Raw genomic sequence first — 18259 nt, 5'->3', positions numbered from 1 at the left:
CAATTTTTCTTTATTTTGATAAAGCCTTTTTAACTAATAAAAAGTTTATCGGAATGCTTATACTGTAAACTAAAAATGGCGAAATTGCTTTATGGATACCCATGTAATTAAATATATTTAATAATATCATTTGTAATCCATAATTGAATCCATGAGCCAATAAGAACTTTACTCCCTTTTCTTTATTCGGATTAGTTTTGAATGTAAAGTAATTTGATAATATAAAGTTAAACATTAAGCTAACTATATATCCAAGTGTAAAGGCTATATTAGTTCCAATAAAATTATATCCAATAATATAAACTAAATATTGTATAGCTGTTGCTAATACACCTACTATTCCAAATCTAATTATTTCTCCAATTTGTTTTTTATTTAAGATTTTCAATTAAAATCCTCCATTTTCTTAATATATTCTTATACTGGTAAATACTATTTTATTATACATTACTTTTAAATAATTTTTAACAATAATAAAGAGATGACATATTATTTCCATGCCATCTCTTTAAATTTATTATTCGTCGCTTTTACCTACTCCTGAAAGTATTAATCCCTTGTTGTGGTCTAATGCCCAGTTAATACCCCAGTCGTTTTGGAATATAAGGATATTTCTATCTTTAAAGTCCTTAACTCTCTTTGCATCAGAAGTTAAGTTTAATTTGTCCATATCAACATCTTTATTTTCTATCCATCTTACATATCTAAATGGAAGTCTATCCATCTTTATATCAACATTGTATTCATTTTTTAGTCTGTATTCTAGAACTTCAAATTGAAGTACACCAACTACTCCAACTATTATTTCTTCCATACCTACGAAGGATTCTCTGAATACTTGAATTGCTCCCTCTTGTGCTATTTGAGTAACACCCTTTACGAATTGTTTTCTCTTCATAGTGTCTACTGGTCTAACTCTTGCAAAGTGTTCTGGTGCAAATGTAGGAATTCCTTCAAATTTGAATTTCTTTGATGGTGCACATAATGTATCTCCAATGGAGAATATACCTGGATCGAACACCCCAATTATATCTCCTGCATATGCCTCTTCTACTATTTCTCTATCTTGAGCCATAAATTGTTGTGGTTGAGAAAGCTTAATTTTCTTACCACCTTGCATATGATAAACATCTTCACCTTTTTGGAATTTTCCTGAGCAAATTCTCATAAAGGCAATTCTATCTCTATGTGCCTTATTCATATTTGCTTGGATTTTAAATACAAAGGCAGAGAAGTTCTTATCAAAGGGATCTATTTCTCCTATGCTTGAATTTCTTGGAAGTGGTGCTGTAGTCATATCTAAGAAATGTTCTAGGAATGGCTCTACACCAAAGTTAGTTAAAGCAGATCCAAAGAATACTGGTGTTAATTCTCCAGTTCTAACCTTTTCTAAGTCTAACTCATCTCCAGCTATATCTAAAAGCTCTATATCTTCCATTAATTTATCGTGAAGGGCATCCCCTAATATTTCTCTAAATCTTGGATCATCTACTGAACCTTCCACAGCATCTACTGCACTTTGTCCGTGATTTCCTGCTGAGAATGCAATAATTCTATTATTATCCCTTTCATAAACTCCTTTAAATTCCTTACCAGAACCTATTGGCCAGTTCATTGGGTATGTCTTTATTCCAAGTTCGTTTTCTATTTCTTCTAATAATTCAAATGGATCCTTAGCTTCTCTATCCATCTTATTTACAAATGTAAATATAGGCATTTCTCTAAGTGATGCAACATGGAATAGCTTTCTTGTTTGATCTTCTATACCCTTTGCTCCATCCACTACCATAACTGCACTATCTGCAGCCATAAGAGTTCTATATGTATCTTCTGAGAAGTCTTGGTGACCTGGTGTATCTAATATGTTAATACAGTGTCCTCTATAATTAAATTGCATTACTGATGAAGTAACTGAAATACCTCTTTGCTTTTCTATTTCCATCCAGTCAGATACTGCATGAGTTGAAGCCTTTCTAGCCTTTACTGAACCTGCAAGTCTTATAGCTCCTCCATATAATAAGAACTTTTCTGTTAATGTAGTTTTACCAGCATCTGGGTGGGATATAATAGCAAAGGTTCTTCTCTTTTCTATTTCACTTATATAATCTGCCAATGGCTTTTCCTCCTTGAATTTCAAATTAAATTTGCTTTAGTTAAATCTCTTTTCTCTAGTTATTCATTATACCCTAAACTAAGAAAATTTAAAATGAAAATTTATTCCCCTGGGGAATTCATTCCCCAGGGGTCCAATAATTTCCAACTACTCACTATAAACCCAATATTCAATAGCTTCTTCTAAAAATACACTTGATTTTACTTTTATAAACCCATCCCTTGGAGTATTATAAATTATATTTTCATTATCCTTGTAGTTATCATTATCCTTATTGCTATCTAAAACATTAAAATAGTTTACTCCATCTATAGTGTCTATTCCATATATAACCAAATAATGTCCTTCTGTTGTAAAACTTCCTGGTCTCATTAAAGCAATTGCCATATGTTTCCCATCACTTACTAACCTTTTTATTTTTGTTAATTCATTTCCTTCAAATTTTTGAACATCTAATTTGTAAGGTGACTCTTTCACAACTTCATCAAAAAATTCTACTTCTGTATTGTTATTGCAATATCCATTTTCAATAGAGTACTTTGCCATTTCTACTGGATTTATATCTTCCTCTTTAATTGTGGATTGAATCATTGCCATAGCTGTAACTCCACACCCTGTTTTTCCTAAAGGATTATCTAATGTTTTATAGGGATAGTTTGTCCATCTTTCATCATCTTGATTAAAATATTTAATTTCCTTTTGATATTTTCCATTTAATAATAAATTATAATCTATATTTTTACTTCTAATATCATCAATATTTTCTTGAAGCTGATTATTCATATATTTAGCTCTTTTATTTAGCTCCTCATAGTTAACATGATAAGTAATTTCTAAATTTTTAAGTTTGTATTCAGTATTTCTATCCCCAGTTTCACCATAAAGTTTCATTAAATAATCATAGAGTTTTATATATGCACCTGGATAAAATCTTTCTCTATCTACTACATTTTCAGCATATTTTAGAGCTGCTGCATTTTGCCCTAATGATTCATGTAAATAAGATAAATTCCATTCCACCATTGGATCATAAGGATTTATTTTTTTACTAGTTTCAAGTAGTTTTATTCCTTCCTTTAAGTAGTTCTCATCATTAGTTTTGTCATATAGATTCTTCTTAGCTTGAGCTCCATTAAAGTACCCCCTATAATCTCTATTAAAGGATATACTATTTGAAAAGCTAAAAATTTTATCTGCTAAATTTGTATTAACATCAATTAAGTAATTTCCTATTACTATACTTGACTCAAAAATTATAAAATAAATAGAAAGAGCTGACATACCTATATATAAATACTTACTTAAATTTATTCCTTCATTTTTATTAATTTCTTTAGATTCCTTACTTTTCTTTTTATCTAGCACTTCTATATCACCTAAAACTACTAACATAGCAAGAATTATTGGGAAGGTACTAAAGGATAAATCAAAATCTAATACTGAATGTAATAATATAGTTAAGTAAGCTAATATTAAATAATTTTTATCTTCATTTTTACTTTTAATTAATTTAAATAATCCTATCAGAATAACAGCTAAAAAGATTATTAAATTAATTATTCCAGTATCATAAGCTACTTGTAAATATGAATTATGTATATACTTAACATCATAAAAGGCTGTGGCATTATCAAATAGCTTATATTGAAACATATTTATTCCATTGCCAAATGGCTGCTTTATAATACTATTAATTGAATCTTCATAATAAACAAATCTTTCTTGAAGAGTTCCATTATTTAATGTAATATTTTTAAGTCTATTGAAGGTATTACTATGAAATAAAAGTCCTCCTATTATTATTAACACTGCTAAAGCATAATAAAGTTTGTCTTTAAACTTTAAATTTTTAATTAATATATAAAATATCAATACTAATGGTACTATGAATATTGCTATTAACTTTAAATTATCAAGAATTATATAAAGTATAGTTCCTAATGCAATTGGTTCTAAGGATAGTATTATCTTTTTATTGTTGTATTTCTTATCTCTATATACCTTATAAATTATATAAATGATAGATAGAATAAGTGTTGTTCTTGAACCTGTAAATAATAAACCTATAAATAAAATGGTTTCTATAATGTCTGTAAACTTATCTTCTTCTCTAAATTTATTTAAATAAAGACCAATTAATAGTAGTACTGCATAACTATTTGCATATCCAATATTTCCAAAAACTCTATATCCCTTATATAATCCATGATAACAAATATAAAATACACATATTCCAGACATTGATAAAAGTATATATTTTAGTATTTCATCTTTGTTTTTATCTTTTAAAATATATCCATAAATTAAATAGTAGATAGCCATATCTAAATATAAAAAGCTTCCTGAAATACTTTCAATATAAGGTGAAACAATTATTTGGGATATAAGTATTGAAATCCACATTATTATTAGGATTAAAAAGTACTTACTCTCTTTAATTTTATCTTTATTTTTAATAATGAAGCTACTTCCTACTAAAAACAAAATTAAGGATCCTAAGTTTTCTTTAAAAACTGAAGATAGTACTATAAAGGGTAATATTCCTATTATTATTTCAAACATAAACTGTCTCCTTATTTAAAAATCCATGCAATAGATTTATCTAAAGCATGGATTTATAATTATTCTACTTTAAATTAAGCATGTTTTCTTTTTCTAAAGAACATAGCTCCACCAATAGCTAACATTCCTACCGCTAAAACTAATATTGTAGTATTTGATACTCTTGCTCCTGTTTCAGGTAATTGTCCCTTTCCAGCTTCAGTTTTCTTATCTGTAGAAGTATTACTTCCATTAGTTCCTCCATTTGCTGGAGTTTCTCCATTCTTTGTTTCTGTCTTTTCTGCTATTACATACTTAGAGAAATGTGGAGTTTTGAAAGTTACTTCATTTCCATTAACTGAAGTTTCCATTTCTTCAAAAGCTTTAGTTGAGTCATTATAATAGTAAACTACTATTTTATCTTTATTTAATCCTTCTAAATCCTTATCTGTTAAATTAAGCTTAACTTCAACTAATCCTTCTTTAAAGTTATGGACATTTGTAGTTCCATCTTCCTTATTAATTATTAAATTGAAATCAAATACCTTATTAACTCCTTTGATATTTTTAACTATATCTGAATTCTCTATAATATCTAACTTAATAGTAACATCCTTAGCCCCTTCTAAAAGGCTCTTATCTATTGCTGATAATGGTAAATTAATTTTAACTCTATTATCTGTAACTATATTTAATGATCCATTTCCATTTTTAATAGCTTCTATGTCTTTAACTACAACTTCTATACTTTTAGTTCCTTCTGTAGTTTTTACAGCTATATCATTTTTATCATTCGGCTTAATTTTTGATACTTCTGTAACTACTTTGTCTTCTGAAGGCTTTGTACCACCATTATCATTCCCTGGATTTGTTGGAGTTACTGGAGTAGATGGTTCTTGTGGCTTTGGTGTTTCAGGATTAGTTTGTTCTTCATTTGTACTTTTTCTTATTATCATAAAACCTTGCATGGTACTAATAAAATAAGTATCTTGAGCAACTTCTTCTATAGATAAATCAACATCCTTACTTATATCGTAGAATTTACTTAATTCATTAGTAACATTTGTTACTCTTTTAATTCCTTCATTAGTAATTCTACTAATATATACTTTATCATTTTCTTTTTCCAATATCATTGGTACATTTGACTTTTTTAAAAATGATAATGAAGCTGCTAAACTATATAATTCTCCTGAAATTTTGTATTCCATACCTTCATGTTTGTATATTTTTAACTTTTTATTTGTAACATCATACACATAAAAAAGATCATCTATTTTTGTAGAACTCCAAGTTGGAAAGTCTATGATTTGATTAGTTATAATTTCATTATCTTTTACTTCTATTAATTTTTTATTCCCATTTTTTAAATATTGAAATAAAAACAATGATTCTTTACCTTTATAATCCATTTCAAAATATCTATTATCAAACTCTTGTGAATTTAAATATTCCTCAGTATAAACATTCTTATCAGTTATAAATCCTGCATAATACTTATAGCTATTAGTCATACTATCATATTCTTTAATCTTAAAGTCAAGTATATCATTTTTTATATTTAAATCCTTATTATATACTCCTCTTTCATACATTAAAATTTCTAGGTATCCTTTTTCATTAAAATATTTCACCCCATATGAAGCTGAATCATAATTTTTATCTGCTATTGTAAAATTATACTTGTCATTACTTTTATTAATTTTATCTAATGCGTTTCCAATTATCTCATCTCTATTTTCTTGAGAACCTTGTATTAATGTTGAGTATGTTCCATAATTATAAAAATCATCAAGATTATTATTTTCATAATTATTAAATTCCTTTTCAGTTATACTTTTAAACTTTAATGTTTCAAAATCAAACTCTTCATAATAACTATATCTTTCATTTGAGAAATATTGTATAGCAGCCTTTGATTTTTTATCAGATACAATTCTTACATAATTGACTCCCTTTTCAACTTTTAATGGTAACTCTTTTTCTCCCTCAACTAAAGATAAATTTATTTCTTCAGCATTAAAGCCTGGTTTTGTATATGCAACTAATACCTTATCCTTGTATAGTGCATTAGATCTTAAATAATAATCACTCTTTATAAAAGTAGAATATTCATTTTCTGCCGCATTAGCTACTATTTCTACTAAACCTGTTGGTAGTATCGATATAGCCATAAAGTAAGTTAAAACACTAGCCATAAATAATTTAAATTTTCTCATTTTACCCCTCCATAATATGTATTTTACATGGATAATTATATTATACATATTTTACAATTTCAACCATAAAATGAATTTATTTTACATATTATTCAAAGTTTTATAAATTAATTATATTTTCTTTAATAAACTTACATTATTTTAGCTAGTATATAAAAAAGCTCTGAGTAAACATAATTAACTAGAATTACGTTCAATCAGAGCTATAATATATTTACCCTAACTATTCTTCTTGCTTATTACTTTGATTCATTCTTTCATTTCGATTTTGCGAATGCAAAAGAGAATCTTCATTCTTTCATTTTCCAAAACTCCCTAAGGAGTTTTAACCATAATTATGCATTATGCACTACGCATTATCCATTGATTTTGCATTGTGCATTACGCATTATCCATTGAGCCTATTCCTCTAACGTTCCATTTAACAAAGAATAAAAGTCCAATGTTTGCTAGTACTGTCATAAACAATATTAGTCCTATTGGTACTCCAAGTTCTATAATTTGTCCAAATAATAATTGACCTGGAGCTACACTTATAGTTGCAACTGCTACTGAAAAGGCAGATACCCTCCCTAACATATCTTGTGGCACTTCCTTTTGTATAAAGGTTAGTGTTAAAACATTTGATAAGGATAATGAAAGCATAATTGCCATACCACCAAGGGCAAAAAGGGCAGCTAAGGCATAGTTACTAGCTTTAATGCTTGTTAAAGTGGACATTACTGTTATCCCTATTATCATTGGGAAGTATGTATAGTGGACTTTTTTCATGGAGAACATCTTTGGTTTTACTGTTATCCATAGTCCACCTAGTATCATTCCTAATACGCATATTCCTTCTACTATTCCATAAACTTGTGAAGGTAGTCCTAGGAATATATTTATAAAGTAAGGTGCAATTATTGACAGTATTGGCACCAAGAAAATATTACATAAGGCATAAGATGCTATAATTCCAAGTATAATTTTCTTTTCTTCCTTTAAATATATAAAGCTATGTTTCATATCTACAAAGGAGTTTTTTATAAAGCCTATAGATAAAACCTTTTGCTCCTTTGAATTGTTTTCCCTTTTAACATCTGGTATTTCTAAGAATAATTCCATTATTGCTGATAATAGGAAGCTTATAGCATTTATTATAACAATGGCTTTAATTCCTACTAATCCATATAATACTCCAGCAAATATTGGTCCAACAAAGTTTACTATTGACCCTACTTGATTTATTATTCCATTGGCAGAAGTAAGTTTATCTTTTTCTACAACTTGTGGTATTGATGCTGTTACCGCTGGTCCATATAAGGTATAGCAAATTGATAATATAAACATAACTGTAGCTACTATTAATTCATGGTCTCTACCTTGTAATAATATAAAGGCATAGCCTCCTATTAATATTGAGCAAAAGAAATCTAAATAAACCATTATCTTTTTTCTATTTATCTTATCTGATAGCATTCCTGCTATAGGTGCAAATAAAATATAAGGTATGGTTGATATTGCTAATATATTTGCAAAGGTAGCAGCACTACCTGTAAATTCTAATAAGTATAAGGACATACTAAATCTTTGTATTGCATTTCCAAATAGGGATATAATTTGCCCTATGACTATTATTATAAAGTTTTTATTTTTCATGCTTCCTCCCTAAGAAGTTCATAATCCATACATATTGGATATAGTCCATTTTCACTTTTTTGAAGGTTGGCTTCTATTCCGTAGATTTCTTTTAAATTTTCCTTATTAATTACCTCTAGTGGCATTCCTTCACAAATAATCTTACCCTTTTTAAGACCAATTATATTGTCTGCAAATCTGCAAGCATTATTAAGCTCATGTAAAACTATAACTACTGTAATATTTTTTTCTCTATTTAATTTTTGAAGTACTTCTAAAACTTCAAGTTGATAAGACATATCTAAATAAGTAGTTGGTTCATCAAGCATTATTATTTCTGTTTCTTGAGCTAAGGTCATGGCAATCCAAGCTCTTTGTCTTTGCCCACCTGATAAATTTTCAACTTCTCTATCTGCGAATTCAGAAAGTCCAGTTTCTTTTATTGCCCAGTCAATAATATCTTTGTCATGACTATTAAGTCCACCTATGATCTTTTGATGTGGGAATCTTCCATAGGCCACTAATTCTCTTACTGTAAGGCCACTTGGGCAAACTGGCCCCTGGGGAAGAAAAGCAACTTCTTTAGCTATGTTTTTTTCTTTTACCTTTTTTATATTTTTATTATTTATAAATATATCTCCACTTTTAGGCTTATTAATTCTAGCTATAGTCTTAAGTAAAGTTGATTTCCCGCATCCATTAGCTCCAATTATTATGCTGATTTTGCCCTTTGGAATTTTTAAATTCATATCTTCAATTATAATGTTGTTTTCATAAGCAACACTTAAATTATTTACACTAATAGCTTCCATAATTATTTCTCCTTCATCATTAAATAAATAAAATATGGTACTCCAAATATTGATACTGTTATCCCTACAGGAATTTCAATTGGTGAAAATAAGTTTCTTGAAACTGCATCTGCAAGAAGTACAATAATAACACTTATAATTGCTGAAATAGCAATAAAATTCTTATGGTAGGGACCTACTAATTTCCTTGCAATATGAGGGGAAATTAGTCCAAGAAAACCTATATTTCCTGCAAAAGCTGTAGCAGTTCCTGCTAAAATTACTGCAAAGCTTAAAAACTTTTTTCTTTCTCTTTCTATATTTAAACCTAGGGAGATAGCTAATTCATCTGAAAGGTTTAATACATCTAATTTTTTGTAATTTAATAAAACTAAGATAAACATGAAAGTTACTATTGGTATTATTACCTTTGCATAACTCCAGCCTGATCCCCAAAGACTTCCTGATGTCCAAACCAAAACTCTATTGTAATCTCCAACTCCACCTCTAAAAGTAAAGAAGGTAATAAAGGCATTTAGTCCAGCATTTAATCCTATACCTATAAGTAAAAGCCTCTTTGGTCTTATTCCATTTCTGCTTGATAGCATATATATTATAAATGAAGAAACTGCTGCTCCAATAATCGCCATAAGAGGTAATACAAATATAGAAAGCTGTCCAAGCTCTGAATAATAATTTCCTGTTTGATAAGTAATAAATATTACTGCTGCCACTGCTGCCCCAGCATTTATACCTATTATTCCTGTATCTGCTAAATCATTTTTAGTTATAGTTTGAAGTATTGCTCCTGCAGTTGATAATGCAATTGCAACAAAGGTACCAACTAATAATCTTGGAAGTCTAATACTTAAAATTGCTGTATTTTGAAGTCTTGTTCCATTTCCAAGAAGAGTTTTAATAACATCTAAAACTGATACCTTATATGTTCCCCAGCATAATGTAACTGCAAAAGAGATAACTAATAAAATTAATAAAATTATTAATGCTATTTTAAATTTCTTTTTTTTCATTATCCCCTCTCCCTTCTTGCAACTGCTATGAAAAATGGTATTCCAATTAAGGCTGTAAATACTCCAATTGGAGTTTCATATGGATCAAATAACATTCTTGCTGCAATATCTGCATAAGTTAATAAAACTGCACCAAGTAAAAAGGAACAAGGTATATTTCTTCTATAATCTTCTCCTAAGATTTTTCTAACTATTTGTGGCACAATAAGGCCTACAAAGGCAATGTTTTTACCTACTGCTACTGCTGCTGCAGACATAGGTATCATAACCATAAGAGTTGTAAATCTTATTTTTTCTGGCTTTTCACCAAGTCCAATGGCTACATCATCTCCAAGATTTAATATATTTATTTTAGGTGATAATAAAATTGCTATAATAAGTCCTATAATTCCTACAAAAAATACTAGTTTAAAATCTGCCCAACTAGCATTTCTAAATCCACCTGACACCCAAAATCCTATCATTTGAGATTGATTTGATAAAAGTCCAATTATTGTTGTTAAAGAAATAAAAAATGTACTCATAGCTGTACCAGCTAAAAGAATCTTTGCAATAGAATTATTATTTGCTTTTTTAGATATAAATCCTAAAACAATAATTCCTGTTATTAATGCTCCTATAAATGAAGCTATCATTACATTTTGTGTATTTATTGCAATTCCTGTTGCGTAAAATATTGCTATTACTAAAGTAGCTCCTTGGCTTACTCCTAAAATAGAAGGTTCAGCTATTGGATTTCTAGTAACTCCTTGAATCATTGCACCTGTTACTCCTAAAATTCCTCCTGTTAATAATACAGAAAGGGCTCTTGGTATTCTAACATCTCTAACTAGCATAAGTTCTAAGGTTTCACTATAATTAAAAATACTGTCAAAAATGTCTGAAAAACCAATATGAACTGATCCTAGCCTTACAGCTAGAACCAGTCCTCCTATTAAAAGTAACAAACTACATATTACAAATATTGCTGTATGTTTCTTACTTTGTTTCATTTAACATGTCACCTATTTCATCTACTAATAATTCTCTTCCAATTGAGCTATATCCTTGGTTAAAGTATGGTGATGATTCTAATATTACAACTTTTCCTTCTTTAACCGCAGGTAGGTTATTCCATATTGCATTGCTTTCTAATTGTGCTAAATCTTCTGCTGTTGCAATTGCAAATATATAATCTGCTTTAATTGATGCTAATCCTTCATAAGTTACTACTGGAAGGCTAATATCACTTTGTTCTGGCATTCCTTCTGGTTTCTTAAGTCCCATATCTTCATATAAAACACTACCAAATCCTGCTCCATCAAATACGAAGAATTGGCCACCACTTGCTAAGAATGAAAGATATGTAGTATCTTCACCATATTCTGATTTAATCTTTTCTCCAGCTGCCTTTGCCTTAGCTTCATAATCTGCTAACCATTTGTTTGCTGCATCTTCTTTATTAAATACTTTTGCAAAAGCCTTTACATCATCTTTCCAATTTAATGCTTCTAATTGAATCATAACTGTTGGAGCAATTTCACTTAATTGGTCATACATTTTTTCTTGAACTGTTGATATAACTATTAAGTCTGGGTTTAAGTTCATAACTGCTTCTACATCCATAGTATCTTGCATGCTATATCCTAATATTTCAGCGCCCTTTAATGTTTCTTCTAAATATGAAGGGAACTTAGTGTAATCATAAGCATCACTATTTGCTGTTCCTATAACTTTATATCCTAAAATTGATAAAATATCACTATTTCCACTTAAATCTACTATTCTTTGAGGCTCTGCTGGTATTTCCACTTCTCCTCTAACGTCTGTAACTGTTACTGTCTTTTCTGAAGTTTTCTCATTACTTGTACCACCATTAACTCCGCAACCAACTAGCATTACTGCTGTCATGCATGTAGCTACTAAAGTTTTTAATATATTTCTTTTCATATTATACCTCCATTAATTTTTATAATTATTTTCAACATTTCTCTTTGTCGTAATGAATTGTATATGATATTCATTCTCAATACAATATTTGCACCTAATTTAATAATTTTATCATCCACTATAATAAAAATATGTTATAATACTACATATTTTATTAATAATATTATTACCAACCTATATGTGAAAAATGTAAATTTAAAATTAGAATTTTATAGGCTTATTTTATAGAAAGGGTGCTACTATGATTTGTAAAACTACAAGGGAATTTCAAAATCAAGTTCTAGAAAAAATGACTTTTTCTCCATACCCCAGGGGAAGTTACACTATTTATAAGAATTTAAAAAGACCTGATTTAGGTTATTTTATTAAATATTCAAGGGAGGGCTACTATGACTTTGGTATTGGAGATTATACAATTCCAGAGAATTTCTCTCTTTCCTTTGATCATAAAGAAGAATTCATTAGGTTTGGAACTGTTTATACTGGGGAAACTAAATTTAAAATAGAAAATAATCCTGTTTCCTCCTTTACTCCTTCTTCCTTCTTTGTTGTAGAAAAAGGAATTAAAGGAAAGCAAGCATGGAAAAAAGGTCAACACCTTCACGGTGCAGAAATAACAATTTACAAGAAATATTTTGATGAAGTAATTAATCCAAACTTTAAGAACACTTTGGATTTTAATAATTTTATTGAAAATTATACTTATAGATATTTGCCTCTTGAAATAGCATCAATTATTCAAAATATAAGGAATCTAGCTCAATTTGATGAATTAACTCCTTTATATTTAGAGAGTAAAATTTTAGAATGTATTCATATAATCTCTAAAGAAGTACATTCCTCTCCAGAAAACACCTTCACCAATCAATTAAATTATGGTGATATAAAAATAGGAAAAAATAGATTTGTAAAATTAACAGCTTCTGATGCTAACGCCATCCAAAAAGCTTATGAAATATTAACTAAGGAGGCTTGTAACCCTCCTACTATATCAACCTTAAGTAAAATGGTTTTTCTTAACGAGCAAAAGTTAAAGGCAGGCTTTTCTGCAAAATATCATATGTCCATTAGTGAATATACTAATTCCATTAGAATGACCATAGCAGAAAATTTACTTTCTACAACAGAATTAAGTGTAGATGAAATTTCTAAGATGGTTGGCTACAATTATAGTGGAAACTTTGTAAAGATGTTTAAAAAGCTTCATGGGAAAACTCCCCTTGCCTTTAGAAAAGGAAAAAATTAGTTGAGATTTTTGTTTTTTAGAGTTAAAATAACATTAGATATATAACACTTGTTATATTATGAAAGGAGACTGTAGTATGCCACCTAAAATACAGGTAACAAAAGAAAAAATTATTCAAGCTTCTATAGATATTGTCCGTAAAAGTGGTATAAATTCATTAAATGCAAGGGCAATAGCTAAGGAATTAAAATGTTCTACTCAACCAATTTTCAGCAATTATTCTTCTATGGAGGAACTGAAAAAAGATGTGATTAATTCAGCTAAATCACTCTATAGCAAATATATAAAAGAAGGCTTTAATGACCCAAATTATCCAAAATACAAATCAAGTGGAATTTCATATATTAAATTTGCAAAAGAAGAAAAAGAACTCTTTAAGCTACTTTTTATGAGGGACCGTTCTAATGAAAAAATTGAAGATGAAAAAGAATCACTAGAAAAAATCATTAGTATTATTTCTTCAAATCTAAATATTAGCTATGATGATGCCTTTAACTTTCATATTAAAATGTGGCTATATTCCCACGGCATTGCCACTACGATTGCAACATCTTATCTAGATTGGGATTGGGATACTATTGATAAAATGCTTACAGAAGCTTATGTAGCAATGAAACATACATATCAAAAATAACACTATTTTATAGGGAGGATTATAAATGGAAAAGATATTAGTAGTAGAGAATCTCTGCAAAGAATATCCAAAGTTTAAGCTTAATAATGTATCTTTTTCTATGGATAAAGGATCAATTATGGGCTTTATAGGTAGAAATGGTGCTGGTAAAACAACAACTTTAAAATGCCTTTTAAATTTGGTTCATGAAGATTCTGGGAAAATACAATTCTTTGGTTTAAATTTTAATAATAGCGAAAAGGAAATTAAACAGCGTATTGGATATGCAGCAGGTGGGATTAATTATTATCAACGTAAAAAAATTAAAGATATTATTGCTATAACAAAATCCTTCTATCCTAATTGGGATGATAACTTATACCATAGTTACTTAAAAAGATTTTCCTTAGATGAAGAAAAAAAGCTAATAGAATTATCTGAAGGTATGAAGGTAAAATTTAATTTAGCAATTGCTCTTTCACATCATGCAGAACTTCTTATTTTGGACGAGCCTACTAGTGGTCTGGATCCTGTTTCTCGTGATGATTTATTAGAAGTATTTTTAGATTTAGCAGATGATGGGGTATCAATTTTATTTTCTACTCATATCACATCAGATTTAGATAAATGTGCAGATTCAATTACCTACATTCAAAATGGTGAAATAATTGCCTCTGATAAAATTACAAACTTTGTAAATAGTTATCGCTTATTGAATGTAACTAGTACAATTAGTGAAGAACAAAGGAAGGCTTTTATTGGTGTAAGTCGTAATAAAGATGGCTCTACTGCTTTAATAAAGGAATCTGATTCTAATAAATTTAAGGAATTCTCTCTTGCTATTCCTGATTTACAAACTATTATGATACATTTTGAAAAGGAGGTAAATTAATGAAAGAACTTTTATTTAAAGAAATGAAACTAACAGCATCACCTCTTTCTTATTTTTTTATTGCTTTTTCATTTATGACCTTTATACCAGGATATCCAATTCTTGTTGGAGCTTTCTTTGTATGTATGGGGATTTTTTATACCTTTCAATTTTCTCGTGAATATAATGATACCTTATATACAGCTCTTCTTCCTGTTCGTAAAAGTGATGTAGTAAAGGCAAAATATTTATTTTGTATAGGTATCCAAATTATTAGTTTTATTATAAATATTATAATAACAGCTATTCGTTTAACAGCTTTTAAAAACTCAACTGTTTATATAGAAAATCCTTTAATGAATGCAAACTTCGCATATCTTGGATATGTCTTAATTATATTTACTTTATTTAATTTTGTTTTCTTAACTGGATTTTTCAAAACAGCATATTATATTGGTAAGCCCTTTGTAATATATTGCATAGTTACTTTTATTGTAGTAGGCATAGGAGAAATTCTACATCATATACCTGGATTAGAACTTTTAAATTCAACAACTTCAGATGGATTCTCTATACAAATAATTGTATTTATCATAGGAATCCTTACTTATATAGTAGGAACTTATTTATCTTTTATTAAATCTAAAAAACTCTTCAATATTATTGATTTATAAAAAGCACTATACTAGTTATCTATTTAAAAGTTATATTGTTTTATTAAAAAAGATGACTTCTTGTAAATTCAGAAATCATCTTTTTTATTCTTCTTTTAAGTTCTAACCTTTCAATTATGTGATATTTCCATAACCTCACTATTGTATACCCTTCTGTTTTAAAATGTTGTTGGTATTTCATATCAATGTATCTATTAACAGCTTTATAATTAATAACAACAATTTTCTAAAACAGACTTATATACTCTTAAAGATTATATCTCTCATTTCATAACCATCTCATTATCATCACGGTCACCTGTATCTTTAAAGCCAACCTTTTCATAAATGTGAATTCCATGAGAAGTATCTATATCACAGGTTAAAATAACTTCCCCATTTTTTGAAATTCAGCTTACCTGAATTTCTTCATTCAATTTTAATATACTAAGATATAAATTATTTCTGTTTCGGCGACTTGGAGCGAAGCGACGGAGCAAGAAACAGATATAATTTATATTTTACTCACCCTCGTTATATTCTTTCTTAGAATACTTATGATGCTCCATACAAGCCACTAGTGGAATTTCATATCCATCCTCTGTAAAGTTTATTTCTGTAAGGCTTGTCTGTTTTATAAATGGAGGATCCCACAAAGTATCTATGTCCCTATTTTCTAATGCAGTTAAATATGATTTTAAAGTAATAGTATGAGTTACTATTAGAATTGTCTTTCCCTTTTCTTTTTCTAAAATCTCATTTATAGTCTTAAAGGACCTCTCTTTAACTTCATTAAAGGTTTCTCCCTTTCCTGTAGGGATATATTTTGATGGTACATTCCAAAAATTAAAGTGATTTTCTTTTGCCATAGATTTAATAGTTTCTTGATCCTGACCTTCCCAATCCCCAAAACTCATTTCCTTCAATCCATCATGACAAATTAAAGGAATATCTCTATCCCCTCTAATAATTTTAGCAGTATTAAAAGCCCTTCCTATAGGACTTGAATATATAACATCAATATGTAAATCCTTCATTCTTTCTTTTAGCCATATTGCTTGATTTTCTCCTAATTCAGTTAAAGGAGAATCTCCAAAGCCTTGCATTCTACCCTCTTCATTCCACTCTGTTTCACCATGTCTGGTTAAATATAATTTTGTCATATAGCCCTCCATAAATTCTTATTTCTTCTTATATTATACACGCTATAAGAAATACTTAATATTAAAATTTAAACTGCTTATTTAATTAATTATGTATATAATATTATATAAAAGTAGTATTTTTGTTAATAATATAGGAGGTGAAATTTTGCTTACTAATGTTGAATTTAAATATATGAATTTAAAGAAAGCATATACTAAGCTTAAAGAAGTTAGTGATATATATGATGGAAATAACGATATAATTAGAGATTCATTAATTCAAAGATTTGAATTTACTTATGAGCTAACCCATAAGACTTTAAAGGAATTTATGAAGTATTTAGGTGTTACTTTAGAAAACTCTTTTCCAAGAACAATATTTAAAAAAGCATATGTAAATAATTTAATCTCTGATGATAAAGTTTGGATTAATCTTTTAGAAGACAGAATCTCAACTTCTCACATGTATAATGAAAGTATAGCTGAAGAAATTGCAGATAGAATAAAAAATCAATATGTTGCTGCTATTAGGGAATTAATAGATAATTTAGAAAAACTATTATAATAAAGGTGTTATTAATATAGCACCTTTATTTATTATTATGTATTCATAATATTTTTGAAAAAGTCAGAAAATTATCAACAATAATTATTTTTTTATTCACAATTTTCTGTTAATAAAATTTGTTTTGTTGTTGATAAATTTCAAAAATTAAAAGGATTCCTATAATAGGAACCCCTTATTTAGCCATATCTAAATTAACATCTCTTTCGTCATCTTCATCTGTTAATTCAAGTATTTCTAAGATTTTTTCTGATCTTTCTTTAGTTGATCCTGTAATTAATTGATAATTAACATTTTCAGCTTCTAAGAAACTTAAGATAGCGTTGTCCACTGCTTGAGCAACTTCTTCATCTTGCCATCTTACTCCATCCTTAGTATAACCAAATTCTCTTGGTACAAAGAATATGTGATCGTATTTAGGTAAATCTCTTAATGCTAATATGTATAAATCCTTTAATATTTCAATTTCCTTTGGTGTTCTCTTTTTATCTCCAAGCATAAATCTTCCATATATATATGGAACAAAAGTTGCATAATCTGTAATTGCATAATCAAAGTCATTTAAGCTATCTTCAATGTGAAGTTGTCCTAAATATATTCCATATTGCTCTGCTATATTTTCAATCATTCCTTTATCTCTTAAATAGTCAGTGCTATATTCAGTTGCTACCCCAACATTTAAGTCTCTAATTTTCATTTCAACATAAAGTTGTTGTATTAATGTAGTCTTTCCACATCTTGGCCCACCTAAAATGGCAATTCTCTTTGGCATAGTAAACCCTCCAAAAAATTCTATCTAAAAAGTGAATTATTTTTCAAAACAGATATTAATTATATCAGTTATTGTAGATAAATTCAATGTATATTGTAGGCAATAAATAATAAGTAAGAGTGAATAAGTAAAAGTGAAGATATTGGGGCAAAG

At 28.4% G+C, this 18259-nt stretch carries 16 protein-coding genes; 5 read left to right on the top strand and 11 right to left on the bottom strand.

What is annotated here, in order from left to right; translation table 11 throughout:
* Positions 1-10: 10 nt before the first annotated feature.
* The 9 genes from ACFYH6_RS03470 to ACFYH6_RS03430 all read right to left on the bottom strand — a co-directional run bounded on the left by ACFYH6_RS03470 (position 11) and on the right by ACFYH6_RS03430 (position 12241).
* Entirely contained in the window at positions 11-388 is a 378-nt protein-coding gene (locus ACFYH6_RS03470; RefSeq protein WP_416179084.1) for a GtrA family protein, read from the bottom strand.
* Positions 389-517: 129 nt separating this feature from the next.
* Positions 518-2113 (bottom strand): peptide chain release factor 3, encoded by a 1596-nt coding sequence (locus ACFYH6_RS03465; RefSeq protein ID WP_316342617.1) that lies wholly within the window; start codon positions 2111-2113, stop codon positions 518-520.
* 147 nt (positions 2114-2260) lie between these two features.
* Complete coding sequence (locus tag ACFYH6_RS03460) at positions 2261-4675, bottom strand: O-antigen ligase family protein (RefSeq protein WP_416179085.1); 2415 nt, start codon at positions 4673-4675, stop codon at positions 2261-2263.
* 74 nt (positions 4676-4749) lie between these two features.
* Positions 4750-6873: an LPXTG cell wall anchor domain-containing protein gene (locus ACFYH6_RS03455; protein ID WP_416179086.1), complete on the bottom strand. Its 2124-nt coding sequence runs from the start codon at positions 6871-6873 to the stop codon at positions 4750-4752.
* A 381-nt stretch (positions 6874-7254) separates the two neighbouring features.
* The gene (locus ACFYH6_RS03450; RefSeq protein ID WP_416179087.1) at positions 7255-8511 is read right to left on the bottom strand and encodes an MFS transporter; all 1257 of its coding nucleotides are present in this window, start codon (positions 8509-8511) and stop codon (positions 7255-7257) included.
* Entirely contained in the window at positions 8508-9302 is a 795-nt protein-coding gene (locus ACFYH6_RS03445; protein WP_416179088.1) for an ABC transporter ATP-binding protein, read from the bottom strand. The genes ACFYH6_RS03450 and ACFYH6_RS03445 overlap by 4 nt, the downstream gene beginning before the upstream one ends.
* Positions 9303-9304: 2 nt before the next feature.
* The gene (locus ACFYH6_RS03440) at positions 9305-10312 is read right to left on the bottom strand and encodes a FecCD family ABC transporter permease (protein ID WP_416179089.1); all 1008 of its coding nucleotides are present in this window, start codon (positions 10310-10312) and stop codon (positions 9305-9307) included.
* The gene (locus ACFYH6_RS03435) at positions 10312-11304 is read right to left on the bottom strand and encodes a FecCD family ABC transporter permease (protein ID WP_416179090.1); all 993 of its coding nucleotides are present in this window, start codon (positions 11302-11304) and stop codon (positions 10312-10314) included. Before ACFYH6_RS03435 ends, ACFYH6_RS03440 begins: the two co-directional genes overlap by 1 nt.
* Positions 11291-12241 carry an iron-hydroxamate ABC transporter substrate-binding protein gene (locus ACFYH6_RS03430; protein ID WP_416179091.1) on the bottom strand — a complete coding sequence of 317 codons (951 nt, stop codon included), beginning with the start codon at positions 12239-12241 and terminating at the stop codon, positions 11291-11293. The genes ACFYH6_RS03435 and ACFYH6_RS03430 overlap by 14 nt, the downstream gene beginning before the upstream one ends.
* Positions 12242-12482: 241 nt before the next feature.
* Here ACFYH6_RS03430 and ACFYH6_RS03425 point away from each other — a divergent pair, with 241 nt between their 5' ends.
* The 4 genes from ACFYH6_RS03425 (at position 12483) to ACFYH6_RS03410 (ending at position 15645) form a co-directional block, all read left to right on the top strand.
* Positions 12483-13487 carry a helix-turn-helix domain-containing protein gene (locus tag ACFYH6_RS03425; protein ID WP_416179092.1) on the top strand — a complete coding sequence of 335 codons (1005 nt, stop codon included), beginning with the start codon at positions 12483-12485 and terminating at the stop codon, positions 13485-13487.
* 76 nt (positions 13488-13563) lie between these two features.
* Complete coding sequence (locus tag ACFYH6_RS03420) at positions 13564-14121, top strand: TetR/AcrR family transcriptional regulator (RefSeq protein ID WP_416179093.1); 558 nt, start codon at positions 13564-13566, stop codon at positions 14119-14121.
* A 25-nt stretch (positions 14122-14146) separates the two neighbouring features.
* Positions 14147-14992, top strand: a complete 846-nt coding sequence (locus tag ACFYH6_RS03415) for an ABC transporter ATP-binding protein (protein ID WP_416179094.1) — start codon at positions 14147-14149, stop codon at positions 14990-14992.
* Positions 14992-15645, top strand: a complete 654-nt coding sequence (locus ACFYH6_RS03410) for an ABC-2 transporter permease (protein ID WP_416179095.1) — start codon at positions 14992-14994, stop codon at positions 15643-15645. The genes ACFYH6_RS03415 and ACFYH6_RS03410 overlap by 1 nt, the downstream gene beginning before the upstream one ends.
* Positions 15646-16145: 500 nt before the next feature.
* Here ACFYH6_RS03410 and ACFYH6_RS03405 read toward each other — a convergent pair whose 3' ends face one another.
* A complete protein-coding gene (locus ACFYH6_RS03405; RefSeq protein ID WP_416179096.1) occupies positions 16146-16787 on the bottom strand; it encodes a histidine phosphatase family protein in 642 nt (213 codons plus the stop codon).
* A gap of 148 nt (positions 16788-16935) precedes the next feature.
* Between ACFYH6_RS03405 and ACFYH6_RS03400 the strand changes: the two genes are divergently transcribed.
* On the top strand, positions 16936-17334 hold the full coding sequence (locus ACFYH6_RS03400) for an HI0074 family nucleotidyltransferase substrate-binding subunit (protein WP_416179097.1): 399 nt from the start codon (positions 16936-16938) through the stop codon (positions 17332-17334).
* A gap of 175 nt (positions 17335-17509) precedes the next feature.
* Here ACFYH6_RS03400 and ACFYH6_RS03395 read toward each other — a convergent pair whose 3' ends face one another.
* A complete protein-coding gene (locus tag ACFYH6_RS03395) occupies positions 17510-18106 on the bottom strand; it encodes an AAA family ATPase (RefSeq protein WP_416179098.1) in 597 nt (198 codons plus the stop codon).
* Positions 18107-18259: the final 153 nt, after the last annotated feature.

The organism is Clostridium sp. HCS.1 (genome assembly GCF_047900555.1).
Lineage (GTDB): Bacteria > Bacillota > Clostridia > Clostridiales > Clostridiaceae > Clostridium.
Note: the sequence above shows the minus strand (reverse complement) of the source record. Positions and strands in the feature narration are given on the sequence as shown.

Excerpts from the sequence above, each read along its gene's own strand:
- ACFYH6_RS03460 (WP_416179085.1), bottom strand. The coding sequence starts at position 4,675 with ATGTTTGAAATAATAATAGGAATATTACCCTTTATAGTACTATCTTCA.
- ACFYH6_RS03455 (WP_416179086.1), bottom strand. The coding sequence starts at position 6,873 with ATGAGAAAATTTAAATTATTTATGGCTAGTGTTTTAACTTACTTTATG.
- ACFYH6_RS03450 (WP_416179087.1), bottom strand. The coding sequence starts at position 8,511 with ATGAAAAATAAAAACTTTATAATAATAGTCATAGGGCAAATTATATCC.
- ACFYH6_RS03445 (WP_416179088.1), bottom strand. The coding sequence starts at position 9,302 with ATGGAAGCTATTAGTGTAAATAATTTAAGTGTTGCTTATGAAAACAAC.
- ACFYH6_RS03440 (WP_416179089.1), bottom strand. The coding sequence starts at position 10,312 with ATGAAAAAAAAGAAATTTAAAATAGCATTAATAATTTTATTAATTTTA.
- ACFYH6_RS03435 (WP_416179090.1), bottom strand. The coding sequence starts at position 11,304 with ATGAAACAAAGTAAGAAACATACAGCAATATTTGTAATATGTAGTTTG.
- ACFYH6_RS03430 (WP_416179091.1), bottom strand. The coding sequence starts at position 12,241 with ATGAAAAGAAATATATTAAAAACTTTAGTAGCTACATGCATGACAGCA.
- ACFYH6_RS03425 (WP_416179092.1), top strand. The coding sequence starts at position 12,483 with ATGATTTGTAAAACTACAAGGGAATTTCAAAATCAAGTTCTAGAAAAA.
- ACFYH6_RS03420 (WP_416179093.1), top strand. The coding sequence starts at position 13,564 with ATGCCACCTAAAATACAGGTAACAAAAGAAAAAATTATTCAAGCTTCT.
- ACFYH6_RS03415 (WP_416179094.1), top strand. The coding sequence starts at position 14,147 with ATGGAAAAGATATTAGTAGTAGAGAATCTCTGCAAAGAATATCCAAAG.
- ACFYH6_RS03410 (WP_416179095.1), top strand. The coding sequence starts at position 14,992 with ATGAAAGAACTTTTATTTAAAGAAATGAAACTAACAGCATCACCTCTT.
- ACFYH6_RS03405 (WP_416179096.1), bottom strand. The coding sequence starts at position 16,787 with ATGACAAAATTATATTTAACCAGACATGGTGAAACAGAGTGGAATGAA.
- ACFYH6_RS03395 (WP_416179098.1), bottom strand. The coding sequence starts at position 18,106 with ATGCCAAAGAGAATTGCCATTTTAGGTGGGCCAAGATGTGGAAAGACT.